The organism is Methylacidimicrobium sp. B4 (assembly GCF_017310545.1).
Lineage (GTDB): Bacteria > Verrucomicrobiota > Verrucomicrobiia > Methylacidiphilales > Methylacidiphilaceae > Methylacidimicrobium.
Window position 1 is genome coordinate 2293011 of the sequence record NZ_CP066203.1, and the last position, 19800, is coordinate 2312810.

Annotated in this window: 23 protein-coding genes; 18 read left to right on the forward strand and 5 right to left on the reverse strand. The window is 65.7% G+C overall.

Annotated elements, in window-relative coordinates; all coding sequences use genetic code 11:
* The first annotated feature begins 4 nt into the window (after positions 1 to 4).
* The 5 genes from MacB4_RS10745 (at position 5) to MacB4_RS10765 (ending at position 4406) form a co-directional block, all read left to right on the forward strand.
* Positions 5 to 817: an MBL fold metallo-hydrolase gene (locus MacB4_RS10745; RefSeq protein WP_206863809.1), complete on the forward strand. Its 813-nt coding sequence runs from the start codon at positions 5 to 7 to the stop codon at positions 815 to 817.
* Positions 818 to 1034: 217 nt separating this feature from the next.
* Positions 1035 to 1475, forward strand: a complete 441-nt coding sequence (locus tag MacB4_RS10750) for a DUF5069 domain-containing protein (RefSeq protein ID WP_206863810.1) — start codon at positions 1035 to 1037, stop codon at positions 1473 to 1475.
* Positions 1476 to 1665: 190 nt separating this feature from the next.
* Positions 1666 to 2589 (forward strand): metal ABC transporter substrate-binding protein, encoded by a 924-nt coding sequence (locus MacB4_RS10755; RefSeq protein ID WP_206863811.1) that lies wholly within the window; start codon positions 1666 to 1668, stop codon positions 2587 to 2589.
* Between the two features lie 7 nt (positions 2590 to 2596).
* A complete protein-coding gene (locus MacB4_RS10760; protein ID WP_206863812.1) occupies positions 2597 to 3361 on the forward strand; it encodes a metal ABC transporter ATP-binding protein in 765 nt (254 codons plus the stop codon).
* Between the two features lie 148 nt (positions 3362 to 3509).
* A complete protein-coding gene (locus MacB4_RS10765) occupies positions 3510 to 4406 on the forward strand; it encodes a metal ABC transporter permease (RefSeq protein WP_242529386.1) in 897 nt (298 codons plus the stop codon).
* Here the strand turns inward: MacB4_RS10765 and MacB4_RS10770 are convergent.
* Positions 4361 to 4963 (reverse strand): superoxide dismutase, encoded by a 603-nt coding sequence (locus tag MacB4_RS10770; protein ID WP_206863814.1) that lies wholly within the window; start codon positions 4961 to 4963, stop codon positions 4361 to 4363. The two genes, MacB4_RS10765 and MacB4_RS10770, sit on opposite strands and share 46 nt — an antisense overlap.
* 27 nt (positions 4964 to 4990) lie before the next feature.
* Between MacB4_RS10770 and MacB4_RS10775 the strand changes: the two genes are divergently transcribed.
* On the forward strand, positions 4991 to 5296 hold the full coding sequence (locus tag MacB4_RS10775; RefSeq protein ID WP_242529245.1) for a hypothetical protein: 306 nt from the start codon (positions 4991 to 4993) through the stop codon (positions 5294 to 5296).
* Between the two features lie 102 nt (positions 5297 to 5398).
* Here the strand turns inward: MacB4_RS10775 and MacB4_RS10780 are convergent, their stop codons facing one another.
* Complete coding sequence (locus MacB4_RS10780) at positions 5399 to 6034, reverse strand: energy transducer TonB (RefSeq protein ID WP_206863815.1); 636 nt, start codon at positions 6032 to 6034, stop codon at positions 5399 to 5401.
* A 280-nt stretch (positions 6035 to 6314) separates the two neighbouring features.
* Here MacB4_RS10780 and MacB4_RS10785 point away from each other — a divergent pair, with 280 nt between their 5' ends.
* Positions 6315 to 6824, forward strand: a complete 510-nt coding sequence (locus MacB4_RS10785) for a Slp family lipoprotein (protein WP_206863816.1) — start codon at positions 6315 to 6317, stop codon at positions 6822 to 6824.
* Between the two features lie 31 nt (positions 6825 to 6855).
* Here MacB4_RS10785 and MacB4_RS10790 read toward each other — a convergent pair whose 3' ends face one another.
* Positions 6856 to 8022: a sulfite reductase flavoprotein subunit alpha gene (locus tag MacB4_RS10790; RefSeq protein WP_206863817.1), complete on the reverse strand. Its 1167-nt coding sequence runs from the start codon at positions 8020 to 8022 to the stop codon at positions 6856 to 6858.
* Between the two features lie 126 nt (positions 8023 to 8148).
* Between MacB4_RS10790 and MacB4_RS10795 the strand changes: the two genes are divergently transcribed.
* The 5 genes from MacB4_RS10795 to MacB4_RS10815 are packed head-to-tail and all read left to right on the forward strand — an operon-like array spanning position 8149 to position 13627.
* A complete protein-coding gene (locus tag MacB4_RS10795) occupies positions 8149 to 8865 on the forward strand; it encodes a phosphoribosyltransferase (protein WP_206863818.1) in 717 nt (238 codons plus the stop codon).
* Entirely contained in the window at positions 8862 to 10976 is a 2115-nt protein-coding gene (uvrB, locus tag MacB4_RS10800) for an excinuclease ABC subunit UvrB (protein ID WP_206863819.1), read from the forward strand. The genes MacB4_RS10795 and uvrB overlap by 4 nt, the downstream gene beginning before the upstream one ends.
* Before the next feature lie 20 nt (positions 10977 to 10996).
* Complete coding sequence (locus MacB4_RS10805; RefSeq protein ID WP_206863820.1) at positions 10997 to 12025, forward strand: lysophospholipid acyltransferase family protein; 1029 nt, start codon at positions 10997 to 10999, stop codon at positions 12023 to 12025.
* A gap of 31 nt (positions 12026 to 12056) precedes the next feature.
* Entirely contained in the window at positions 12057 to 12893 is an 837-nt protein-coding gene (locus tag MacB4_RS10810) for a 1-acyl-sn-glycerol-3-phosphate acyltransferase (RefSeq protein WP_242529246.1), read from the forward strand.
* Positions 12884 to 13627 carry a glycosyltransferase family 2 protein gene (locus MacB4_RS10815; protein WP_206863821.1) on the forward strand — a complete coding sequence of 248 codons (744 nt, stop codon included), beginning with the start codon at positions 12884 to 12886 and terminating at the stop codon, positions 13625 to 13627. The genes MacB4_RS10810 and MacB4_RS10815 overlap by 10 nt, the downstream gene beginning before the upstream one ends.
* Here the strand turns inward: MacB4_RS10815 and MacB4_RS10820 are convergent.
* Both MacB4_RS10820 and MacB4_RS10825 read right to left on the reverse strand, forming a co-directional pair.
* The gene (locus tag MacB4_RS10820) at positions 13624 to 14436 is read right to left on the reverse strand and encodes a polysaccharide deacetylase family protein (protein WP_206863822.1); all 813 of its coding nucleotides are present in this window, start codon (positions 14434 to 14436) and stop codon (positions 13624 to 13626) included. The two genes, MacB4_RS10815 and MacB4_RS10820, sit on opposite strands and share 4 nt — an antisense overlap.
* Before the next feature lie 58 nt (positions 14437 to 14494).
* Positions 14495 to 15325, reverse strand: coding sequence for a YdcF family protein (locus MacB4_RS10825; protein ID WP_206863823.1), 831 nt, complete (start codon positions 15323 to 15325; stop codon positions 14495 to 14497).
* 131 nt (positions 15326 to 15456) lie between these two features.
* On the opposite strand from MacB4_RS10825, the gene MacB4_RS10830 reads away from it, so the two are divergent.
* The 6 genes from MacB4_RS10830 to MacB4_RS10855 all read left to right on the forward strand — a co-directional run bounded on the left by MacB4_RS10830 (position 15457) and on the right by MacB4_RS10855 (position 19691).
* Positions 15457 to 16224 (forward strand): hypothetical protein, encoded by a 768-nt coding sequence (locus MacB4_RS10830; protein ID WP_206863824.1) that lies wholly within the window; start codon positions 15457 to 15459, stop codon positions 16222 to 16224.
* An 85-nt stretch (positions 16225 to 16309) separates the two neighbouring features.
* The gene (gene pyrH, locus MacB4_RS10835) at positions 16310 to 17044 is read left to right on the forward strand and encodes a UMP kinase (protein WP_206863825.1); all 735 of its coding nucleotides are present in this window, start codon (positions 16310 to 16312) and stop codon (positions 17042 to 17044) included.
* A gap of 62 nt (positions 17045 to 17106) precedes the next feature.
* Positions 17107 to 17670: a ribosome recycling factor gene (frr, locus tag MacB4_RS10840; RefSeq protein ID WP_206863826.1), complete on the forward strand. Its 564-nt coding sequence runs from the start codon at positions 17107 to 17109 to the stop codon at positions 17668 to 17670.
* Positions 17671 to 17689: 19 nt separating this feature from the next.
* Positions 17690 to 18271: a DJ-1/PfpI family protein gene (locus tag MacB4_RS10845; protein ID WP_206863827.1), complete on the forward strand. Its 582-nt coding sequence runs from the start codon at positions 17690 to 17692 to the stop codon at positions 18269 to 18271.
* Between the two features lie 47 nt (positions 18272 to 18318).
* Positions 18319 to 18738 (forward strand): hypothetical protein, encoded by a 420-nt coding sequence (locus MacB4_RS10850; protein WP_206863828.1) that lies wholly within the window; start codon positions 18319 to 18321, stop codon positions 18736 to 18738.
* 473 nt (positions 18739 to 19211) lie between these two features.
* Positions 19212 to 19691 carry a BREX-3 system P-loop-containing protein BrxF gene (locus MacB4_RS10855; protein ID WP_206863829.1) on the forward strand — a complete coding sequence of 160 codons (480 nt, stop codon included), beginning with the start codon at positions 19212 to 19214 and terminating at the stop codon, positions 19689 to 19691.
* The last annotated feature ends 109 nt before the right edge of the window (positions 19692 to 19800 follow it).

A 19800-nucleotide genomic window follows, 5' to 3' on the forward strand; every position in this document is an offset into this window, starting at 1 on the left:
GCGCATGGTTCCCCTCGAGGATGGCGTTGAGGACGTGATCGGGAAGGCGGCGCGCGGGCTTGGGCTTGCGGACGAGCCGCTGGCTCGGGCCGCCGGCGTGAGCCTGGAGGAGGTGCGGCGGGTCAAGCGGGGAGAGCTTGACGAGAGGCTGATCCGGCGGCTGGCATCCGTCTTGCACCTGCGCGGCGATGCCCTCGTCGCCTTGGGGAAGGGGGACTACCGGCCGCGCGATCCGGGGCCGATCCCCGGTTTTTTGGCCTTTCACACGGCATGGTCAGGTATGACGGTCAATGCGTACCTGGTGTGGGATCTTCGGACTCGGGAAGCCGCCGCGTTCGACACGGGGGGCGACTGCGACGAAATGCTCGGTGCGATCCGGGATCGCGGGCTCCAGCTGCGGGCGATCTTCCTGACGCATACCCATGGGGATCACATCGCCGCCTTGGACCGCCTCAAGGGAGAGACGGGCGCCCGAGCCTACGTTGGCGACCAGGAGCCGCTCCCGGGGGCGGAACCCTTTGCCGCCGGCGCCGAGTTCTCCATCGGCTCGCTCCCGATCCGGACACTTTTGACCAATGGCCATTCTCCGGGCGGCATCACCTACCTGGTTTCCGGAGGTCCGCGGCTGCTGGCGATCGTCGGCGACTCGCTCTTCGCGGGCTCGATGGGAGGCGGGAACGTCTCGTACGCCGACGCCCTGCGGAACAACAGGGAAAAGGTGCTTGCCCTTCCCGCCGACACCGTGATCTGCCCGGGGCATGGACCGCTGACCAGCGTGGCCGAGGAGAGGGAGCACAATCCCTTCTTCACTTCCTAGCCGCCCAGGAGGCGACGGCTGCGTTTGTTCTTGTCAGCCGGATCGCTCCCGTTATGGTAGCCGATGCCCTGCTCAGTGAGGAGCGTGGGGAGGAGGAGAGCGGGAGAAGCGCTGAGAGGCAACGGCAGCGGCTGTCAGCGTCGTGCTCGTCTCTCCCTTGGAACGGAAGGCTCGAAAGAGCCGCTTGGAAATCTAGCAACAAGGAGAAAAGTCGCTAATGAAACTGGTACCACTGATTAGTTCCGGAGTGGCTGGCCCGCTCGGGGTCCTTCATCTGCCCCGGTTTTGGCTGAAAGTCGTTCTCGCGGCCAAGGGGAAGCTCGCGGACGGGTATCCCGACTGCGGGAAGGGCTTCGACAAGATGACCCTCGATGCGTTGGGCTTGGACGAAGCGGAGACCCTCCACTATCTGCGGAGCGAGTGCCCGAGCTATCCCGAGTTCGAGGCCTGGATCTTGAAGAAGAAGGGCGGGAAGATCGAGAAGGCGGCCATCATCAAGCACAATTGCGCCGTTCTCGGGTATATCCATGATGCGGACACCCGGCGGTCGATCGTCTCGGCGGCGGGTCTTCCCGACGACGGATCGATTCCCGATGCGGTCAATCTGAACAACTTGGACGATTGGACCGAGTTCCATCATTGGCTGAAGAGCCAGTAGTCGCCGTCTCCCGGTCCTGAACGGGACAAGCCTGGCCATTCCCGGAGAGGCGAGGAGCCTCTTCGGGAAGCGGCGGCAGAAAGGGGCCCCGCTCGAAGGGGGAGGGCCCCCTTTTTTTCAGTTTCGACTGGCATCGCTCCCAGGGCTCGCCATCCTTGAGACAATGAAGGGTCGGTATCAGCGCTGGGGGATGCGATCCGCACTCGGGCTTCTTCTCGCCTGGGGGATGTCGGCCGCTTGCGGGTGGTCGAGCCCGATCCCTCCCGCCCGGCCGCTTCGGGTGGTCACCACGATCGCTCCGCTCTACTCCTTTGTGCGGAGCATCGCCGGGGAGACGGTCGAGCTTTCGAATCTCTTGCCGCCCAACGCGGAGCCTCATGACTACGTGTTGAGCCCGGGGGATGCGCGCCGCTTGGCCGATGCCGACCTGATCATCCAAAACGGATTGGGGCTGGAGAGCTTCCTGGAAGGGGCTCTCGCCAAGATCGATCGTTCGAAGCTGCTCGATGCGAGCGTCGGGATCGCTCCGCTGCCCGAATGGACGCCGCCGGGCTCGCCCGCTGCGCGGGGAGCGGGAGGGGCTCCTCCGAACCCGCATGTCTGGCTCGATCCCCTCAATGCCATGAAGGAGGTGGAAACCATCACACGCGAGATCTGCCGGCGCGATCCGGAAAAGGCGCGCGAGCACCGGGCGCGGGCCGAGCAGCTGCTTGCCACGCTGCGGCGGATCGACGATCGCTATCGCTCTTCGCTCGAGCCTTTGCCCGACAAGAAGATGGTCTCCGATCACCAGGCGTTCGCCTACCTGGCGGCGAGGTATGGGATCCGCGTGATCGCCTTCCTGGACGCCAGGGGGCATGCGGGGCTTTCCCCGAAGCTCTTGGCCTGGGCGATGGCGGCGATCGTTCGCGAACGGGTTCCGGCTCTCTTCAGCGAGGTCAATCAGGTAAGCCCAGAGCTGGCGAGCCTCTCGCGCGATGTCGGAATTCCGATCCTCCCGCTCGATTCGATGGAGAGCGGTGCCTTGCGGTCGGATCTCTACGAGCGGGTGGCGGAAGACAACCGGCAGGCCCTGCTGCGTGCTTTCCAAAGGCATGCCGTGAGAGAGCCGTAGGAGGACCATGGAGCCGGAGGAGGGAGCGGAGAGGAGGAGCGAGCGAGCGACCGTGACGATGCGTCGCTCCTCCGATCCGGGGTGGCTCTTGCAGACACGCGGCCTGGCGGCCGGCTATGGGGACGAAGCGGCCTTCGAAGACGTTTCGCTCGAGGTTTTCCGGCGGGAGATCGTGTCCCTCATCGGGCCGAACGGGGCGGGGAAGACCACCTTGCTGCGCTGCCTGGCCGGGATCCTGCCTCCGCGCGAAGGAAGGGTCGAGAAGGCTCCCGGTCTCCGCGTCAGCTATCTGCCGCAAAAGCTCGCGCTCGACCGGCTCCTTCCCGTCACCGTGGCGGAATTCCTCTCGCTGCGGCTGGGCCACTCCCTGTTTCGGTGCGACTGGAGGGGAGGAGAACAAGCCGAGAGCCTGGAGGAGCTCGGGGTCTTGAATCTCCTCGATCGCCGTCTTGGAGAGCTTTCCGGCGGGGAGCTCCAGCGGGTGCTCGTTGCCGCAGCTCTCGCCAAGCGGCCGCAGCTCCTGCTGCTGGATGAACCGGCGACTGGGGTTGATCTCTTGGGGGCGGCCGCCTTCGACGCCCTGCTCCACCGGCTTCGGGATCGCGACGGGCTCGGGATCCTTCTGGTCTCCCACGATCTTCATCTGGTCCACCACATTTCGGATTGGATCTATTTCCTCAACCGGAGGATCCTCGCCAGCGGCCCGCCCAAGGAAGTCTTGCGCGAAGAGCGCCTGGCGGCCGCCTACCAGCGCTTTCCCCATCCGGGATGATTGCGGGAGCGGGTGGGGCGAATGGCTTGCGATCGTAGCGGATGCAACGAGACGGGAACAAAACCGTGTCTACGGGGAGAAGAAAGAAGCCGTTCCGGCGGGGAACGGTGCCGGGCAAGAAGAAGCCAGAGCCAAAGGTGAAAGGGTGATGCTCGATTTTCTCTCCTATGATTTTCTGCGGAGATCGCTTTCCGCGGCCGCGCTGGCCGGGCCGGTCTGCGGATTTTTGGGGGTTTTTCTGACGGCGCGAGGCATGGCCTTTTTCAGCGATGCGCTGGCCCATACGGCGATTACGGGAGTCGCCCTGGGATTGCTCGGGCAGGAAGCGGTCGAGCTCTGGCTCGGTCTCAAGATCCCCCTTGGGCTCTCTTCCGGTCTTTTGGTCCTCTGGTGCCTGGCTGCGGCGTGGGTCATGGACTCGCTCTTCGCCAGCGCGCGCTGGCGTCCCGACACTGTGATGGCCTTCTGCTTCACCGGAAGCGTCGCCTTCGGGGTCCTGATCCTGGGCAAGCTCGGCCGCTACGGCTTCCTCGAGCAGACGCTCTTTGGCGACATCAACGCGAACTCCTGGGGAGACGTGGCGCTGCTCGGCGCCGTAGCCGGATGTGCCGCGGGGGTCATCCGGATGCGACTGCGGGAGTTTCTCCTGGTCATCCTGGATGAGGATCTCGCTGCAGCCGACGGAATCCCCGTCCGCCGACTCAACCGGGTCCTGGTGCTCCTGGTCGCCGCGGTGGTCGCCGTCGCCCTCAAGCTGCTGGGAGCCCTGCTCGTGAGCGCCCTGCTGGTCGTGCCTGCGGCGACGGCCCGGCTGATCGCCCCCAATCTTCGCCTCCTGCTCGTTTTCGCGGCGGCCGGAGGGTTCCTGAGCTCGGTGGGCGGGGTGATCCTCTCCTTCGATCTCGATCTGGCCACGGGACCGACGATCGTTCTGGCCCAATTGGCTTTCCTGCTCGCCGCCCTCGGCTTGCAGCCGCTCTTCCGGCGCGGGAGAGTCGCTCAGAGCAGAGGGAGCAGCCTGCCGACCGACTCCCAGTCGATCTGACCGAGCAGCGCATCGAGGTAGGCCTCCCGATCCCAGCCGAAATCGAGAAGGAAGGCATGATCTTCCATGTCGATGGCAAGGAGCGGGGAACTTCCCCAAAAAGGGACCGCGCCCCGGGGATCGCCAAGGAGGTTGATGAGCCGACCGCTTGCCTGGTCAAGGCAAGTCCACGCCCATGAGTCCGAGGCGAGTGCTGTGGCCCGCAGCTCGCGCAGGAAGCCATCGAGGGAACCAAAGTCGCGATCGATCCATTCGCGGAGCGCCCCTTGCGGCGAGCCGCCGCCCCCCCCAAGCATGTGGAAGTAGAGCTCGTGGCTCTTGGCCGCCGAAAGGCAATAGGAGAGATCGAGCTTCCGGGCCCGGAAAAGAGAGCCGTCGACCCGTTCGTCGCTCGGAAGGTCCTCTTCCTCGATCGAGGACAGGAGCTTCTTCGCCCTCCGGACCTGGATGGCGTAGAGGCCAAGATGCATCTCCAAGGTCTTCTCGGAAATCTTTCCGGTCTTCCCGAAGAGCTTTTTGCGAAACAGGTCGGTGCAATCGGCAATGGTGGAAGCCATGGTCCTTATTTACACGAGGATCCTCTCTTGGCAAGGGTTTGGGCAAGGGCGGAGCGAGGCTTGCGGTTGAAGAGTCGCGCGGGAGTCGTAATATATTCGGCGGTGACCGAATCGGAATTGGAAGAACGAGCAAAGCGCGCTACGGAGATTCTGAAAGCCCCGACCGAGTACAAGGTCTGTGAAGGCTGCGAGTCGATCGTGCGGAGGAAGGCGGTCTTTTGCCCCAATTGCCATGGCTACCGCTTTGACGGCGACCCGGCTCGGGTAATCGAGCAGGCGCGGGTGCTCGGAGCTCGACCGGCGAACTCGATCTCCCAGCAGGATTATAGTTGAGGGAGCCGCGAGCTGAGGGAAGTCGGCCCGGGCCGCCTTGCGGGTCCGTCGGCCGAGCGATGACGTCCAAAAAAAGCGCTGCGGCGGGGAGTCGAGAACCGCTCAGACCCCGTCCAAGCTGAAGACCACCGCTTCGGTAAAGGCACCCGCGGCGATTCCGGGGAATCTCCAGTGGTGGAGCGCCCACTGCTTGGCACTTCCATCCAGAACGGAGTGGCCCGAGCTCGAAAGTACCTCGACCCAGGCGACGCGACCTTCCTGGACGAAGACTTGCAAGGTCACCTTGCCCTGCCATCCTTGCCGCCGTGCCTCGAGCGGGTAGGGGGGCTCGGGAAGGACGAGGCCCCCACCTAAGGCGGGAGCCCGGCTTTGCCGCGCGCGGGCGGGATGAGGGGCCGCTGGTCGGTGGGAGTGCTGGGCCACCAGCGGCTTGTCCGGAAGGGGTTGCACCGGAATCGGGAACGGCTCCGGCTCCTTGAGCTTCTGCTCCTCGGGCAGGGGAGCGCCCGCGTTTGGAACCAGAGGGGCTTCCTCGATCAACTCGACCGATGTGGAGCTCGAAGAGAATTGGGGCCCGAGCGGAGCGATCGCCGGGACGGGGCTGCCGGGAACTCCAGGAAGGACCAGGCAGGCCAGCCCCACATGAAAGAGGATGGCCAGGATGATCGCAGGCCAGATCCCCCAGCTGGCAGGCTGAGCAATCCTGGGCTGCGCCTCCAAGGCTTTGGTTGTTTTCAACCCTCTTCCCGGAGCTTCGAGCAGTGCCGTCGTCATGGTTTGCTTCCCTGGTTAGATAAAGCAGAAACTGTGCCAGTAATGAGGCATTCGCGGATCACTCCACTCGATCCGGAGAGCGTTCTTCCTTCACCAGGGAATTCTCGCTCCTTCCCTTCTCCTGCGGGAATCAAAAGGGGGGAGGCGGGCGTCAAAAAGGGGTCAACGGGAGGAGCTTGCCGGAAGGGATTTGGGCTTGTTCCGGAGCCCCTCATCCCGGTAACTGGTCGAGGGAGGGGAACGCATGCGGAGAACGGGAGGGCGGAAGCGGGAGGGCTTGGCGAGCTTGGCGCTCCTGTTGCTCCTGGGTTGCAGCCCCGTTCCGGAGCCGGTGCGGATCGCGGCGGAGAGCCAGGGATCGTTTGCTTCGATCCGGAGGCACCCCGAAGCCGATCGCGGGAAGCCGGCTCTTCTGGGCGGAAGGATCGTCCGGGTAGTGAACCTCGGGGGGAGGACCCGGATCGAAATCGACCGCTTGCCTCTGGACGATCAGGATCGGCCCCGCAGCGATGCCAGAGGGGAAGGGCATTTTCTGGCGGAGATCCCGGAAAAGATCGATCCGAGCGCCTACCCGTGGGGACGGTTGGCCACGGTCTGGGGAGTGTTCGCAGGAGCGGCGGAAGGCCGTCCGCTGGTGACCGCAACGAAGGTCTATCTTTGGCCTCGCCGGTATGGCAAGGAGCCGCTCTACTCGCCCGCTCCCTACCAGGAAGGCAACGTCGGAGCCGGCTGGGACCCTGGCTGGTGGTGGTGAGCCCGCGCGAGGACGCCCTTAAAGAACGCGGTTAGTAGACGTCCTTGTGATAGCGCTTCTCTTCCTTCGCCAAGGTGAGGTTCACGTAGTGGGCGGCGTCTTCCGGGCTCATGCCGCCGAAGCGTTGCGCGATCTCGATGAGCGCCTGATGCACATCCTTGGCCATCCGGTGGGCATCGCCGCAGACGTAGAGGTGTGCTCCCTCCTGCAGCCAGTCCCAGAGCTCGGCACCCTGCTCCATCATCCGATGCTGGACGTAGACCTTCTGGGCTTGATCCCGGGAGAAGGCCGTGTCGAGGCGGGAAAGGACTCCTTTGCGTTGGAGCTCGAGGAACTCCCCCTCATAGAAGAAGTCGGTCGCGCGATGCTGCTCTCCGAAGAAGAGCCAGTTTCTTCCCGTATGACCCAGGGCGCCCCGCTGCTGGAGAAAGGCGCGAAAGGGGGCTACCCCCGTGCCTGGGCCGATCATGATCAGGGAAGCCGCCGGATCTTCCGGCAGCCGGAAATGCTTGGCCGGCTGGACATAGACGGGCAGCTCGTGGGGCTCCGACGGCTGCTGCCGGGAGAGATGGCCGGAGGCCAGCCCGAGCTTTTCCCGGCCGTGGGCATGAAAGCGGACGACCGCGACCGTCAGGTGAATCTCCTCGGGATAGACCGCGGGGCCCGATGCGATCGAGTAGAGCCGGGGAAGGGCGCGGCCGAGAAGGCCGAGGAGCTCCTCGGCCCCGAAAGAGACGCCGGGGTAGCTTCGCAGGAGGTCGATGTAATCCTTGCCGTGCAGGTAGGCGTCGAGCTCGGCTTCGTTCTGGCAGAGGGCCTGGAGCTGGTCGCGGCTCTCCCCGGGAGCGAGCTTTTCCGCAAGGGACCGGACAAACTTCTTGGTCGGTCGATTGAGGACGAACTGTCGGGCGAGCAGCTCTCGAAGGGGAGCGGTCTGGCCCGGGAGGGCGGCCGCCTCTTCCCCGGACAGCCCGAGCGCCTGGAGCAGCTCCTCGACGACCTCGGTCGGATTGCGGGCAAAGATTCCCAAGGAATCCCCGACCTGATAGGAGAGCCCGCTGCCGCGGATGTCCACCACGATGTGCCGCGTCTCCTTTTCCGAGCCTGGAAGGGTCAAGGGTCGATTTTCCGCGACTCGGGCGGGAAAGGGGTTGGCTCGGGTGTAGGGATGGGTGGGGGAAGGGGTCGTGGCGGTCATCGGTTGGTAAAGATAGCCAAAAAAGAGTTTATTAGCTACCGCAAGGGGAAGCAAAGAGACAAGCCGAAAGTCCGCGGATCGTCGGGTCCGGGGGCGTAGGATGACGCCAAGGAGTCGAAGGACAAGATGAAGGAAGAACGATTCCGGGATCGGAAGGAGGCCGGGAGCCTTCTGGCCGAGGAGCTGCTCGAGTACGGGGGCCGGAAGGATGCGGTCATCCTGGCTCTCCCCCGCGGAGGGGTCGCCGTGGGAGCGGAGATGGCACGGATCCTCCATCTTCCGCTCGATGTCTTTACCGTGCGGAAGCTCGGGGTGCCGGGACAGGAAGAGCTGGCCATGGGAGCGATTGCGACTGGGGGCGGGAGGGTGCTGAACCCTATGGTGGTCGCAAACCTGGGAATCGACCAGCGGACGATCGAGGAGGTGGCCGAGAGGGAGGAGAGGGAGCTCAAGCGGCGCGAGGCGCTCTTTCGCAAGGGGCTGCCTCCGCTTGCGATCCGTGGCAAGATCGCCATCTTCGTAGACGACGGGATCGCAACCGGGGCGACGATGCGGGTGGCGCTGGAGGCGGCCCGCAAGCTCGAGCCGGCGGCCATGCTCGTCGCGGTTCCCGTCGCTCCTCCCTCGGTCGCGGAGAGGATTGCCGAGCGGGTCGACCGGTGCATCGTGCTCCTCACCCCGGATTCCTTTTTCGGCGTGGGCCAGTGGTACGAGGAGTTTCCCCAGCTTGGGGATGCGGAGGTCTGCGCCCTGCTTCACGCGGCGGCGGCCGCAAGGAGAGGATCTGCGAGACGAGAGCGCCGGCAACCGCCGGAGGAGGCGACGGGGGAGGACCGAGGATGAGGGAGGAGAAGGGAGGAGCCTTTCAGTTGCGGGCTCCCTACGCGCCGTGTGGCGACCAGCCCCAGGCGATCGAGGAGATCGTGCGCCGGACGGAGGGGGGCGAGCCGCACACCGTGCTCCTGGGCGTGACCGGGTCGGGAAAAACCTTCACGGTTGCCAGCGTCATCGCGCGGCTCGATCGTCCCGCCCTGGTCATCTCCCATAACAAGACCCTCGCGGCCCAGCTCTACAGCGAGCTCAAGCAGTTTTTTCCGGACGCCGCCGTCGAGTATTTCGTCTCCTACTTCGACTACTACCAGCCCGAGGCCTACATCCCGAGCACCGACACCTATATCGAGAAGGATTCGAGCGTGAATGAGGAGATCGAGCGGCTCCGGCTCTCGGCGACCATCTCTCTGCTCTCGCGCCGGGACGTGATCGTCGTCGCGAGCGTCTCCTGCATCTACGGGCTGGGTTCTCCCGAGGACTACGAGGGGCTCGCCTTTGCGCTGCGGGTCGGGATGGAGCTGCGGCGGGAGGAGCTGCTGGCCCGCCTGGTCGAGATGCAGTACGAGCGGAACGACGTGGCGCTGGCTCGGGGCCGGTTCCGGGTTCGGGGCGATGTGGTCGAGGTCTGCCACCGCTGCGCCGAGGAGGGCCTGCGGATCGAGTTCCTCGGGGATCAGATCGACCGGATCAGCGAATTTCAGCTCTTGACCGGAAACGTGCTCACCCGGCTGCAGAAGGAGATGATCTTCCCGGCCCGCCACTTCGTGACTCCCCACGACAAGATGAAACGAGCGGTCGGTTCGATCCGAGCGGAGCTGGAGGAGCGGGTGACCGAGCTCGAAGGGCAAGGAAAGCTGCTCGAAGCCCAGCGCCTGCGGCTGCGGACGACCTACGACCTGGAGCTCCTCGAGGAGCTCGGCTTCTGCAGCGGAATCGAGAACTACTCCCGCCACCTGAGCGGGCGCGCACCGGGCTCGCGCCCCTATACGCTGCTCGATTTCTTTCCGAAGGACTTCCTGACGGTGATCGACGAGTCGCATGTCACGATCCCGCAGATCCAGGGCATGTATGCCGGAGACATCGCCCGCAAGCGGGTGCTCGTCCAGCATGGATTTCGGCTCCCCTCGGCGCTCGACAACCGCCCGCTCAACTTCACCGAATTCTGCTCGATGGTCGGCCAGACGCTCTACGTCTCGGCGACTCCGGGCGACTACGAGCTCGGCCTTTGCGGCGGGGAGGCGGTGGAGCAGATCATCCGGCCCACCGGGCTCTTGGATCCCGTAGTCGAGGTTCGCCCTCTTGCGGGTCAGATCGACGACGTGATGGAGGAGATCCGCAAGCGGGAGGCCGACAAGGAGCGCTCGCTCGTGCTCACCTTGACCAAGCAGACCGCGGAGGATCTGGCCGATTATCTGCGCGAGCTGGGCCTGCGCGTCCGCTACCTCCACTCCGAGCTCGACGCGATCGAGCGGGTCGAGATCCTCCGCGGGCTGCGCGCGGGGGAGTTCGACGTGCTCGTCGGGATCAACCTGCTCCGCGAGGGGCTCGACCTGCCGGAGGTCTCGCTCGTCGCGATCCTCGACGCCGACAAGGAGGGCTACCTCCGCTCGGAGAAGTCGTTGATCCAGATTGCTGGACGGGCCGCCCGCCATCTCCACGGGACGGTGCTGCTCTACGCCGAGCGGAGGACCCTGGCAATCGAGAAGCTCCTGGATGTGACCGCCTACCGGCGGAGCAAGCAGATCGCCTACAATCAGGCTCATGGGATTACGCCGCGGAGCGTGCAGCGCGGGGTCCAGGAGAGCCTGCGCGGGCTGCTGCGGGCGGAGGCGCATGCGGTGGAGCGGCTGCACGAGGAGGAGTCCCGGTTCGATGTGGAAGAGGTGCTCCTGGACCTCCAGCGGGAGATGGTGGAGGCGGCGGGGGCGCTCGACTACGAGAAGGCGGCTCTCCTTCGGGATCAGATCGAAGAGCTCCGCCGCAGAGCCGGGGTCGCCTCCCTCCGGCCTTCGGGATCGGGAAGGCGTGCGAGCGCGAGCAAGCCGAAAGGAAGAAGGCGGCCCTCGCTCAAGGAGCAGGGAAACGGGCGAGCCCACCCCGGGAAGTCGGACCCGGCCGCCTGAGCCCTTCCGCGGACAAAGCCATGGCAGACCGCTCTTCCGCCCGGGGCACGGCCGGGTCCCGGCCCGGGCAAGAGATCTTCCGGCCCCTCTACGGATCGAGCTGGTTTGCGCTCGGCGTTCTCGCCGGCCGCTTCCTCCCGAGAGCGGTGGCGCGCGGCATCGGAGCCGTGGCGGCGCTCACCTTCGCCCTGTTGCGCCGGTCGCATGCGGCGGTCGTCGCCCGGAACCTGCGCCTGATCCTCGATCGTCCCGTCCGGGAGGCTGATTCCTGGAGGGTCTATGCCTGCTTCGGCAGGACGATCGGGGACTACTTCTACCTGGGCTCCCGATCGGCGGAGCGGGCGCGGGAGCTGATCGGAGAGCGGGTCGGCTACGAGGGGCTGGCCGCGGCCCACCGCGAGGGGAAGGGAGCGCTCCTTTTGACCGGCCACCTCGGCTTCTTCGAGCTGGGAGGGGTCCTCCTGTCGGGCTTCGGCTTCCCGACGGTGATTCTCACCTTTCCCGAGCCAGACGAGGAGTTCTCCCGGTGGCGCTCGACCTATCGCCGCCGCTGGGGGATCGAGACGCTCGAGGTGGGAGAAGACGCCTTTTCGTTCCTGGCGGTTCGCAACGAGCTCTCCCGTGGGAAGTTCGTGGCGGCCCTGGTCGATCGCCCCTCGCCGAGCAGCCGCGTTTCGGTCCGCCTGCCGCAAGGGCGCCTGCCGGTCTCGACCGGAATCCTCTATCTGGCCCTCCTTGAGGAGGTTCCGGTCTTCGTCGCGACAGTAACCGAAAGAGCCGACGGGCGGTATCGGGTCTGGTGCAGCCCCGCCTTGCACTTTCCGGGCGGACGGCCGAACGAAACGACGCTGGCGTCCGCGAGCCAGCGGGTCTTCGATCTGCTGGTTCCTGAAATCAGGGCCGCCTGGAGCCAATGGTACCAGTTCGTCCCCTTGGAAGGGGCGGGTCGCCCTGCCGACCCAGGCCCCCGCGCGGAGGCGTCGGGCGAGCCGCCATCGGCGGAGCGCCCATCGCCTCGGCGCTTTACGACTGGGGAGGGAGCGCATTAGAGTGGCTTGCGTTCAAGAGAGGAACGGGTCGGTGAAAGGTTACGAGGGAATGGAGGCTCGCCTTTTGCTGCCTTGCCCCGAGGCCCATCGGGGCGGAGGCGGGGGCCCATGGGCCCGGCTCGCGCAGGGTGCCGACTATCTTCGCTTCACCTGGGGGATCGCCTTTTTCTGGTTGGGGAGCCTGATCGGGAGCCTCGCTGCCGGGCTCTTGGATCTCCTCCTTCCGGCCCGTGTCGGAGCCCGCCTGGGCCAGCTCCTGATCATGGCGGGCTTCCGGCTCTTCCTGTCCCACATGAGGTTTCTGGGCCTCTTCCATTGCGATCTCACCGCGCTCGATCGGCTGCGAGAGGAGGGGCCCCTGCTCCTTGCCGCCAACCACCCGGCCCTGCTCGATGCGGTATTGGTGATCTCCCGCCTGCCGCGCGTCGTCTGCCTGACCAAGGCGGGACTCTGGGGCAACCCTTTCTTGGGGGGATGCATCCGGCTCGCCCGGTATATCCGGAGCGATTCTCCGCTCCGGCTGGTGCGGGAGGCAAAGGCGGCGATCCTTCGCGGCGAGCAGATCTTGATCTTTCCGGAGGGGACGCGGACATCCGCCGAACCGCTCAACCCGTTCAAAGGAGGAATCGGGGTCGTGGCCCGGGCGACCGGCATTCCCGTCCAGACCGTCTTCCTGGAGGGGAGCTCCCCCTACCTCGCAAAGGGGTGGCCGCTGTTCCGCAAGCCAGAGTTTCCCCTGGTCTATCGAGCCCGGCTCGGCGCGCGGTTTTCCGCTCGGGGAGAGACCCACGCATTTGTCCAAGAGCTCGAGGGCTACTACCGGCAGGAGCTTTCCCGGAACCCGTCGATCGCCGCCCGATGTCCGTAGGGAAGCCTCGATCGCTCGTGTTGATCCCGAGCTACAATACGGGACCCAAGCTCTGGGAGACCGTCGAGGAGGCGCGCCGCTTCTGGGAGCCTATCTGGGTCGTCGTCGACGGAAGCAGCGATGGATCTGAGGAGAGGCTTTGCCGGAGGGCCGAAGGCGATCCCGGGCTGCGGGTTTTCTCTCTCTCCCGGAACCATGGCAAAGGCGCGGCAATCCTCCACGGCCTGCGGGAAGCGGCGAAGCTCGGCTTCACCCATGCCTTGACGATGGACGCGGACGGTCAGCACCCCGCTTCCGCGATTCCGGAGTTCCTGGCCGCCTCCGCCGCCTCCCCCGACGCGATGGTGCTCGGGCTCCCGGTCTTTGATCGAAGCGCTCCCCCCTTGCGCGTCGGAGGGCGGAAGATCTCCAACTGGCTCGCTCGGCTCGAGACGGCAGGCGGAGATGTGGGAGATGTGCTCTTCGGCTTTCGGGTCTATCCGATTCTCCCCCTCCTGGAGGTCATGGAGTCGTGCCGGACGATGCGGAGGTTCGACTTCGATCCCGAAGCGGTCGTCCGGCTCCTTTGGAAGGGGCTGGTCCCGGTCCACCTGCCGGCGCGCGTCCGCTACTTTTCCGCTCAGGAGGGGGGAGTCTCCCAGTTCCGCTACCTCCGGGACAACCTGCTGCTGGCCCGGATGCACGTCCGCCTTCTCGCAGGTCTGCTGCCGCGGCTCTTCCGCGGAGGCGGCTAAGCCTCCGGCGGATCCCCCATCGCCATCGGCAGGGAGACCGCGCGAAGGCCCCGAGTGCGGAGGAGGGGGAGAAGGGCCGAGAGGACCTGGACGCTTACGGGCGCCCCCTCGGAGGTGCGCGCGCTCGACCCGTCGTGCAGAAGCAGAATGTCACCTTCGGCCAGGTTGCGGGTCAGGCGGCGCAGCACGATCTCGGGCTCCCGGCAGGCCGTGTCGAAGCCCCTGCGGGTCCAGGAGACGTAGCGGAGCGGCAGTCGAGCGAGCACCGGATCGAGGAAGGGGTTGCGAAAGCCCATGGGCGCGCGGAAGAAGCGGGGAGGGGTGCCGGAGGCAGCAGAGAGCACCGCCTGCGCCCTCTCGATCTCGCGCCGGAAGCTACCCGGGCCAGAGCAGGCGAAAAGGTTGGAGTGGCGCAAGCTGTGGTTTTCCACGCTGTGGCCGCGCCGCGCGATCTCCTTGACGAGGTCCGCATGCCGCTCCGCCCGGTTCCCGATGCAGAAGAAGCTCGCCTTGGCTCCATAGGCGTCCAGGAGGTCGAGGATCGCGGGCGTGATCTGCGGATCGGGGCCGTCGTCGAAGGTGAGGGCGACCAGGCCCCTCCCCGCGGCCGACGGGGGAAGGCAGACCAGATTGGGGCCGAGCAGCGAGCTCCGCGGCCAGAGGCCGGCGAGCGTCAGGACGAGCTGGTCGGCGAGGAAGAGGGTGAGGAGCCAGGGCCAGAGCTTGGGAAAGAGCGGAAGGGCAGACAAAAGCGCCCCGTTGAGCCAAAGGGAGAGGAGGAGGGTCCGCGAGGGCCGCCAGCGCCCCATGCGGTGCGCGGGCCCCGAATCTCGATCCGGGGTCAGGGGTGGCGGGGGGATCATGGCTTTAGCCGATTCGGTCGAGCATGCGCTGGTTGCGGGTCGAGCGGGCGTAGCTTCGGCCCACCAGGTACCAGTGCGCAAAGAAGGCTTCGGGCAGGAGGCGCAGGAGCTCCCCGGGGCGAAACGACCAGCGGTCCTCGGCGCCGCAGAGAACGTGCGGGATCTGGAGGCCGGAGGCGAGGAGCGAGCTGCGGGCCAGATGAAATCGGCTGGTCACCAGCGCATCGGGCTGCGCGTCGGACGCGGCGCGGGCGCGGCGGTAGAAGCGGAGATTTTCCAAGGTGTGGCGCGAGCGTTCTTCGCGGACGAGGGCGCTTTCGGGGACCCCCCGGGCGAGCAGGTAGCGCGCTCCCACCGCCGCCTCGGTGGGAGCCCCATCCGCCATGCTTCCGCCCAGGAGGAAGATCGTGGCCTTGGGCGCTCGCTCGAAGAGATGGAGGGCTCGCTCCAGTCGAGCACGGTAGGCCCGCGTCGGCCGGCCTTCACGGTCGAGGCGCGAGCCCAGGACCACGATTCGGGAAGGAGCGTCCGCCCAGGTGCCGCTGCGTCGGGCGATGCGGAGGACGTAACCCAGGACGAGCCAGAAGCTCAACGTGCCCGAGGCAAGGAGGACGAGGATCGAAAGAGCCAGCATCGAAAGGCCGTCGGCGCCGAGGAAGAAAGAGCCCAACTCGGGACTGCCGCTGCGGCCCCGCTGCCGGAGCCGGTTTCCTCCTCGCCGACGGAAGAGCCATAGGGCGGCGCTCGCCATCGGTCCGATGTTGCCCGATTTCCTTTCGGGAGAAAATCCGCTTGTCGTGCCGGAGGCGGCTTGGCTTCCTATGGAGCCGGGCATGTTCCCTCTTCTTTCCTATCCCCGCGTCCGGAGGACGGACCGAAAGCGGATCGCGATCGCAGCGGCTCCGAAGCCTCTCGACCGCGAGGATCGGCCGGCCAATCCGTGAGCGGGGGCGAGCGGTGCGTCCGATGGAAAAGCAAATCCTGCGTCATCTCCCGCTTGTACCGAGCCTCCTGGCTCTCGGCGGGTGGCTCCTTTCTTCCTGGCTCGTGCCGGGATCCGCGTGGGCGGACCCGGGGGAAGCGGAGCGGATCGTCCACCGGCTGGCCGAGCAGGACAAGCGGCTGGCGTTTCGCCGCCGCCAGTTCGATTACGATCTCCTGATCGTCCGGGAGAAGCTCGATGCCGACCGCCGCATCGTTTCCGAGAGCAAGGAGCGCCAGGTAGTCTATGCCGACCGGGCCCCCGATTACGGCTCGCGGCCGGAGAAGGGGCCGGAGGGGGAGACCGCCAAGGCGGCTCAGGAAGAGCCCTTCGAGGTCCTCAACCTGATCGACCACTATTTCTATGCGATGGACGGCAGCGAAACGGTCAACGGGGTCGACTGCTACAAGATTCGCTTTACCCCGAAGCCGAACATGCCCTACCGGAACCGGGAGGAGAAGGTCTGCAATGCGGTCTGGGGCCACCTCTGGGTTTCCAAGGAGGATGACTCGCTCATGCGAAACGAGGGCTTCCTCGAGCATCCGGTTGCTGTCGCCTGGTTCTTTGCGCGCCTCTACGAGCTGGAGTTTCGTTGGGAGTCGCAGCGGCTCCCGAACGGAGACTGGGGTCCCAAGGAGGTCCGCTACCGCTATGCGGTTCACATTCCCTTCGGCTGGCTGAGGGAGAGGGTCGTCCGTCAATACAGCGATTTCCGATATCATGGTGCTGCAAGGAGGCCCTCCATACGCTAGCCAAGCGACCGGGAAGGGCCATTCCGCGCCCAAGCAGGGAAGCATTGACAAGCGCAGCGAGAGAAGGGAAGGTGCCCTAGCCTCCATGGAACCGCCTGCGGATCACCGACGACCCCCGGCCTATCGACGGGTTCTCTTGAAGCTGAGCGGGGAGGTGCTGGGCGGCCCGGAAGCCCCGATCTCGATGGAGGTCACGCTTCGGATCGCGCGCCAGGTGGCGGAGGTCTACGGCTCGGGAATCCAGATTGCGATCGTCATTGGGGGCGGGAACATCTGGCGAGGAACGACGGGCCTCAAGAGCGGGCTCGATCGACCGACCGCCGATTACATGGGGATGCTGGCGACGATCATCGATGGCCTGGCTCTGCAAGGCGCCCTCGAGAGCATCGGGATCCCGACCCGGGTGCAGACCGCCGTCGAGGTGCGGAACGTGGCGGAGCCCTTCATTCGACGGCGCGCGATTCGCCACTTGGAAAAAGGGCGGATCGTGATCTTCGTGGGCGGCACCGGCAATCCCTTCTTCTCGACCGATACGACGGCCGCCCTGCGGGCGAGCGAGATCGAGGCGGAGGTGATCCTCAAGGGGACGAAGGTCGACGGGGTCTACGATAGCGATCCCCATCTCAATCCCGGGGCCAAGCGGTTCACGCAGCTCCGCTACATCGACGCGATCCAGAAGCGGCTCTCCGTCATGGATTCGACCGCCTTCACGCTCTGCATGGATAACAACATCCCGATCGTCGTCTTCGACGTCTTTGCCCCGGGCAACCTGCGGGCCGCAGTCTATGGCGAGCCGATCGGCACGCGGGTCTGCGCGTAGCGCCGAGTTCTCTTGTTGCACCGGGAACCCTCTCCCCTCAGAATGAACCAGAAAGGCAGAGCATGAGCAGCTTCGAAGAGATTCTCTTCCATACCGAGGAACGCATGGAGAAGGCCATCGAGCACCTCCGCGAGGAGTTCGCCTCGGTCCGATCGGGCAAGGCCTCGCCGGAGCTCGTGGCGAACATCTCGGTCGAGGCCTACGGCTCTCCGATGCGCCTTCGCGAGCTGGCGGCCATCACCGCACCCGACGCCCATCTTCTCGTCGTCCAGCCTTGGGATCCGAGCGTCGTCGATGCGGTCCGGAAGGCGATCGAGGAGGCGAAGATCGGGATCAATCCCATCGTGGACAGCAAGTTGATTCGGCTGCCGGTCCCCCCGCTTTCCGAAGAGCGCCGGCACGAGTTGATTCGCGTGGTGCGGAAGATGGCCGAGGAGGGCCGCGTGGCCCTCCGGGGCGTCCGTCGGCATGGGCTCGAGGAGGCGAAGGCCTTCCAGAAGGAGTCGGAGGTGAGCGAGGATGATCTCACCCGCGCCGAAAAGGAGGTGCAAAAGCTGACCGACCGGTTCATCGCCGAGGTCGACCGGCTCCTCCACACCAAGGAAGCCGAGCTCCTGAAGGTTTAGGCACGGGGGACCAGGGGCCGTGAGCGCGAAGACGATCCTGCTCCTCGTCGGCGATTTCGTCGAGGACTACGAGGCGATGGTGCCCTTCCAGGCCTTGCGGATGGTCGGCCATCGGGTGGATGCCGTCTGTCCCGGGAAGCGGGCGGGGGAGAAGGTCAAGACGGCAATTCACGATTTTGAAGGCGATCAGACCTATTCGGAGAAACCCGGCCACTGGTTCCCCTTGAACGCCACCTTCGCGGAGATCGACCCGAGGCACTACGACGCCCTGGTGATCCCCGGGGGGCGAGCTCCCGAATATCTGCGGCTCGACCCGGCGGTCCTGGATCTGGTCCGAGAGTTCCTCGATGCGGGCAAGCCGATTGCGGCCATCTGTCACGGCGCCCAGCTGCTCGCCGCCGCCGGGGGCCTGAAAGGCCGGCGGGCATCGGCCTATCCCGCGGTTGGACCTGAGGTCAAGGCGGCGGGAGGAACCTATGTCGATCTTCCGCCGACCGGGGCCCTGGTCGACGGCAACCTCGTCACCGCACCCGCTTGGCCAGCCCATCCGGAATGGCTCGCCCGCTTTCTAGAGCTTCTGGGGACCCGGGTGATCCCCTGAGCCTGCTCCGCTCCGGGAAAGAAAGGAGCTTGACCGTGCAAAGGAGGGTGAAAATGCCCGCTTGGGCCCGCTGGGGGATCCTCCTGCTCGCAGGCCTGCTCGGTGCCTGCGCCAATGTCGGCTACATGCCGACCGAAGGCCCGGGGTTCCTCCTCCCCGCCAAGCCCGGCACCAAGCGGGTCGTCGACGGGATGGACGTCTGGACGCGCGGCGGCCCAGACCGTCCCGCCTGGGTCCTGGGAACGGTCATGGAGACCCGGGGCAAGGGACCGATCGGCGGAGGGGGAACCCTGCGCGGGCTCGTCAAGCAGGCGAAGAAGCGCCATGCCGATGCCGTCGTCCTCCTGCAGAAGCAGAGCCAGTGGGTAGGCGATGCCGTGGAGGAGTTCGTCCTGCCCGATTGGGAGGTCAACCGGGAGGCCCTGCTCATCCGCTACCGGCATCCCAAGAAGGCCTTGAGGCATTGAGCCCGCAGGATGCTCCGTTAGAAGAGATCGGTCGTTGCTCCTTGGGGGCCGCCATCGACCCGCTCCGGGCAATCGATGGGCGTCGATGTTCCCAAGCTTTGTCTCCCGGCCATCGGCTGCCTTGAGGGCTTCCTGCCCGTCGGCTGGCGGACGATATTTAGCGAGCTGAGGGAAGGCGTCTCTAGGAAATCTACTGACACCAACTCTCACTGACTGCAAACTCCGTGAGTTGCCTAAGGTGCAATGACAGGAAAGTTGCCTTCCCGGCAGAAAGGTGCTTCCGATGCAGGAAAGGTGAAGCGACATCTTGGCCATTGAAGAGTTGTCTATCTATTGGGTGGCTCTTCAAGCTTTCTCGGAGAGGCTAGATCGGATGCCAGAAGATGGGTCGCCATCGGTGCTTTGGTGAGGTTGACGCGGACTGACCGGTTGGAAAAGGCACGCAGACCTGCGAAAGGTGGAGGAAACGAGTCATGGCGGAGCGCTTGGCGGATCCGGCCTCGCGAAAGAGAGGAGAGGGGCAGGAGCTCTCCGGCGGCTCGATCCTGATGGCAGGCCTGGCAAGGAGCGCGAAGATATCCGCGCTGCAGGAGGGGTTGGCTTCCTCTTCTGCACAGCGGTTAAACATGGATCCCCAGGTGTCTTGGTGGGCTCCTCATCCCACCGAGCGCCAGCGGACGCTGCCGGATTTGCGCCTCTCCGGCGAAAATCTGGCTGAAGCCAGCAGCAAGGACGTTGTCCCCGAGTTCACTGCGATTCTCTTCGTTACCCATCGGAAGCAGAACGCCTGGGATATGCTTCCAAAACTCTCCCGGAACGGGGCGGTCGTGCTCCCCTGGAATGAATCCATCGTGGATGGCGAGGCGTCTTACGCCATCCCGGACCACCTTGAATGCCGCCGTTACCCGATTGGCGGTTTTCTAGCGGCCAGTCCGGAGGTGGAGGAACGGTGAACGCAACCTCGCGCAAGACGGCTGCGCTGCTCCACTTTCTCCGAGCGACGGTTACTCTTCGGCGGGAGCGGGTCCCATCTTATCGAGACGAAGAGAAGCTTCTCTGGTT

Bases quoted from the DNA above. Each gene is read 5' to 3' on its own strand.
- MacB4_RS10755 (WP_206863811.1), top strand. From the start codon at position 1,666: ATGCGATCCGCACTCGGGCTTCTTCTCGCCTGGGGGATGTCGGCCGCT.
- MacB4_RS10815 (WP_206863821.1), top strand. From the start codon at position 12,884: ATGTCCGTAGGGAAGCCTCGATCGCTCGTGTTGATCCCGAGCTACAAT.
- pyrH (WP_206863825.1), top strand. From the start codon at position 16,310: ATGGAACCGCCTGCGGATCACCGACGACCCCCGGCCTATCGACGGGTT.
- MacB4_RS10785 (WP_206863816.1), top strand. From the start codon at position 6,315: ATGCGGAGAACGGGAGGGCGGAAGCGGGAGGGCTTGGCGAGCTTGGCG.
- uvrB (WP_206863819.1), top strand. From the start codon at position 8,862: ATGAGGGAGGAGAAGGGAGGAGCCTTTCAGTTGCGGGCTCCCTACGCG.
- MacB4_RS10830 (WP_206863824.1), top strand. From the start codon at position 15,457: ATGGAAAAGCAAATCCTGCGTCATCTCCCGCTTGTACCGAGCCTCCTG.
- frr (WP_206863826.1), top strand. From the start codon at position 17,107: ATGAGCAGCTTCGAAGAGATTCTCTTCCATACCGAGGAACGCATGGAG.
- MacB4_RS10825 (WP_206863823.1), bottom strand. From the start codon at position 15,325: ATGCCCGGCTCCATAGGAAGCCAAGCCGCCTCCGGCACGACAAGCGGA.
- MacB4_RS10820 (WP_206863822.1), bottom strand. From the start codon at position 14,436: ATGGGGCGCTGGCGGCCCTCGCGGACCCTCCTCCTCTCCCTTTGGCTC.
- MacB4_RS10745 (WP_206863809.1), top strand. From the start codon at position 5: ATGGTTCCCCTCGAGGATGGCGTTGAGGACGTGATCGGGAAGGCGGCG.
- MacB4_RS10790 (WP_206863817.1), bottom strand. From the start codon at position 8,022: ATGACCGCCACGACCCCTTCCCCCACCCATCCCTACACCCGAGCCAAC.
- MacB4_RS10760 (WP_206863812.1), top strand. From the start codon at position 2,597: ATGGAGCCGGAGGAGGGAGCGGAGAGGAGGAGCGAGCGAGCGACCGTG.
- MacB4_RS10750 (WP_206863810.1), top strand. From the start codon at position 1,035: ATGAAACTGGTACCACTGATTAGTTCCGGAGTGGCTGGCCCGCTCGGG.
- MacB4_RS10795 (WP_206863818.1), top strand. From the start codon at position 8,149: ATGAAGGAAGAACGATTCCGGGATCGGAAGGAGGCCGGGAGCCTTCTG.
- MacB4_RS10765 (WP_242529386.1), top strand. From the start codon at position 3,510: ATGCTCGATTTTCTCTCCTATGATTTTCTGCGGAGATCGCTTTCCGCG.
- MacB4_RS10770 (WP_206863814.1), bottom strand. From the start codon at position 4,963: ATGGCTTCCACCATTGCCGATTGCACCGACCTGTTTCGCAAAAAGCTC.
- MacB4_RS10855 (WP_206863829.1), top strand. From the start codon at position 19,212: ATGGCGGAGCGCTTGGCGGATCCGGCCTCGCGAAAGAGAGGAGAGGGG.
- MacB4_RS10805 (WP_206863820.1), top strand. From the start codon at position 10,997: ATGGCAGACCGCTCTTCCGCCCGGGGCACGGCCGGGTCCCGGCCCGGG.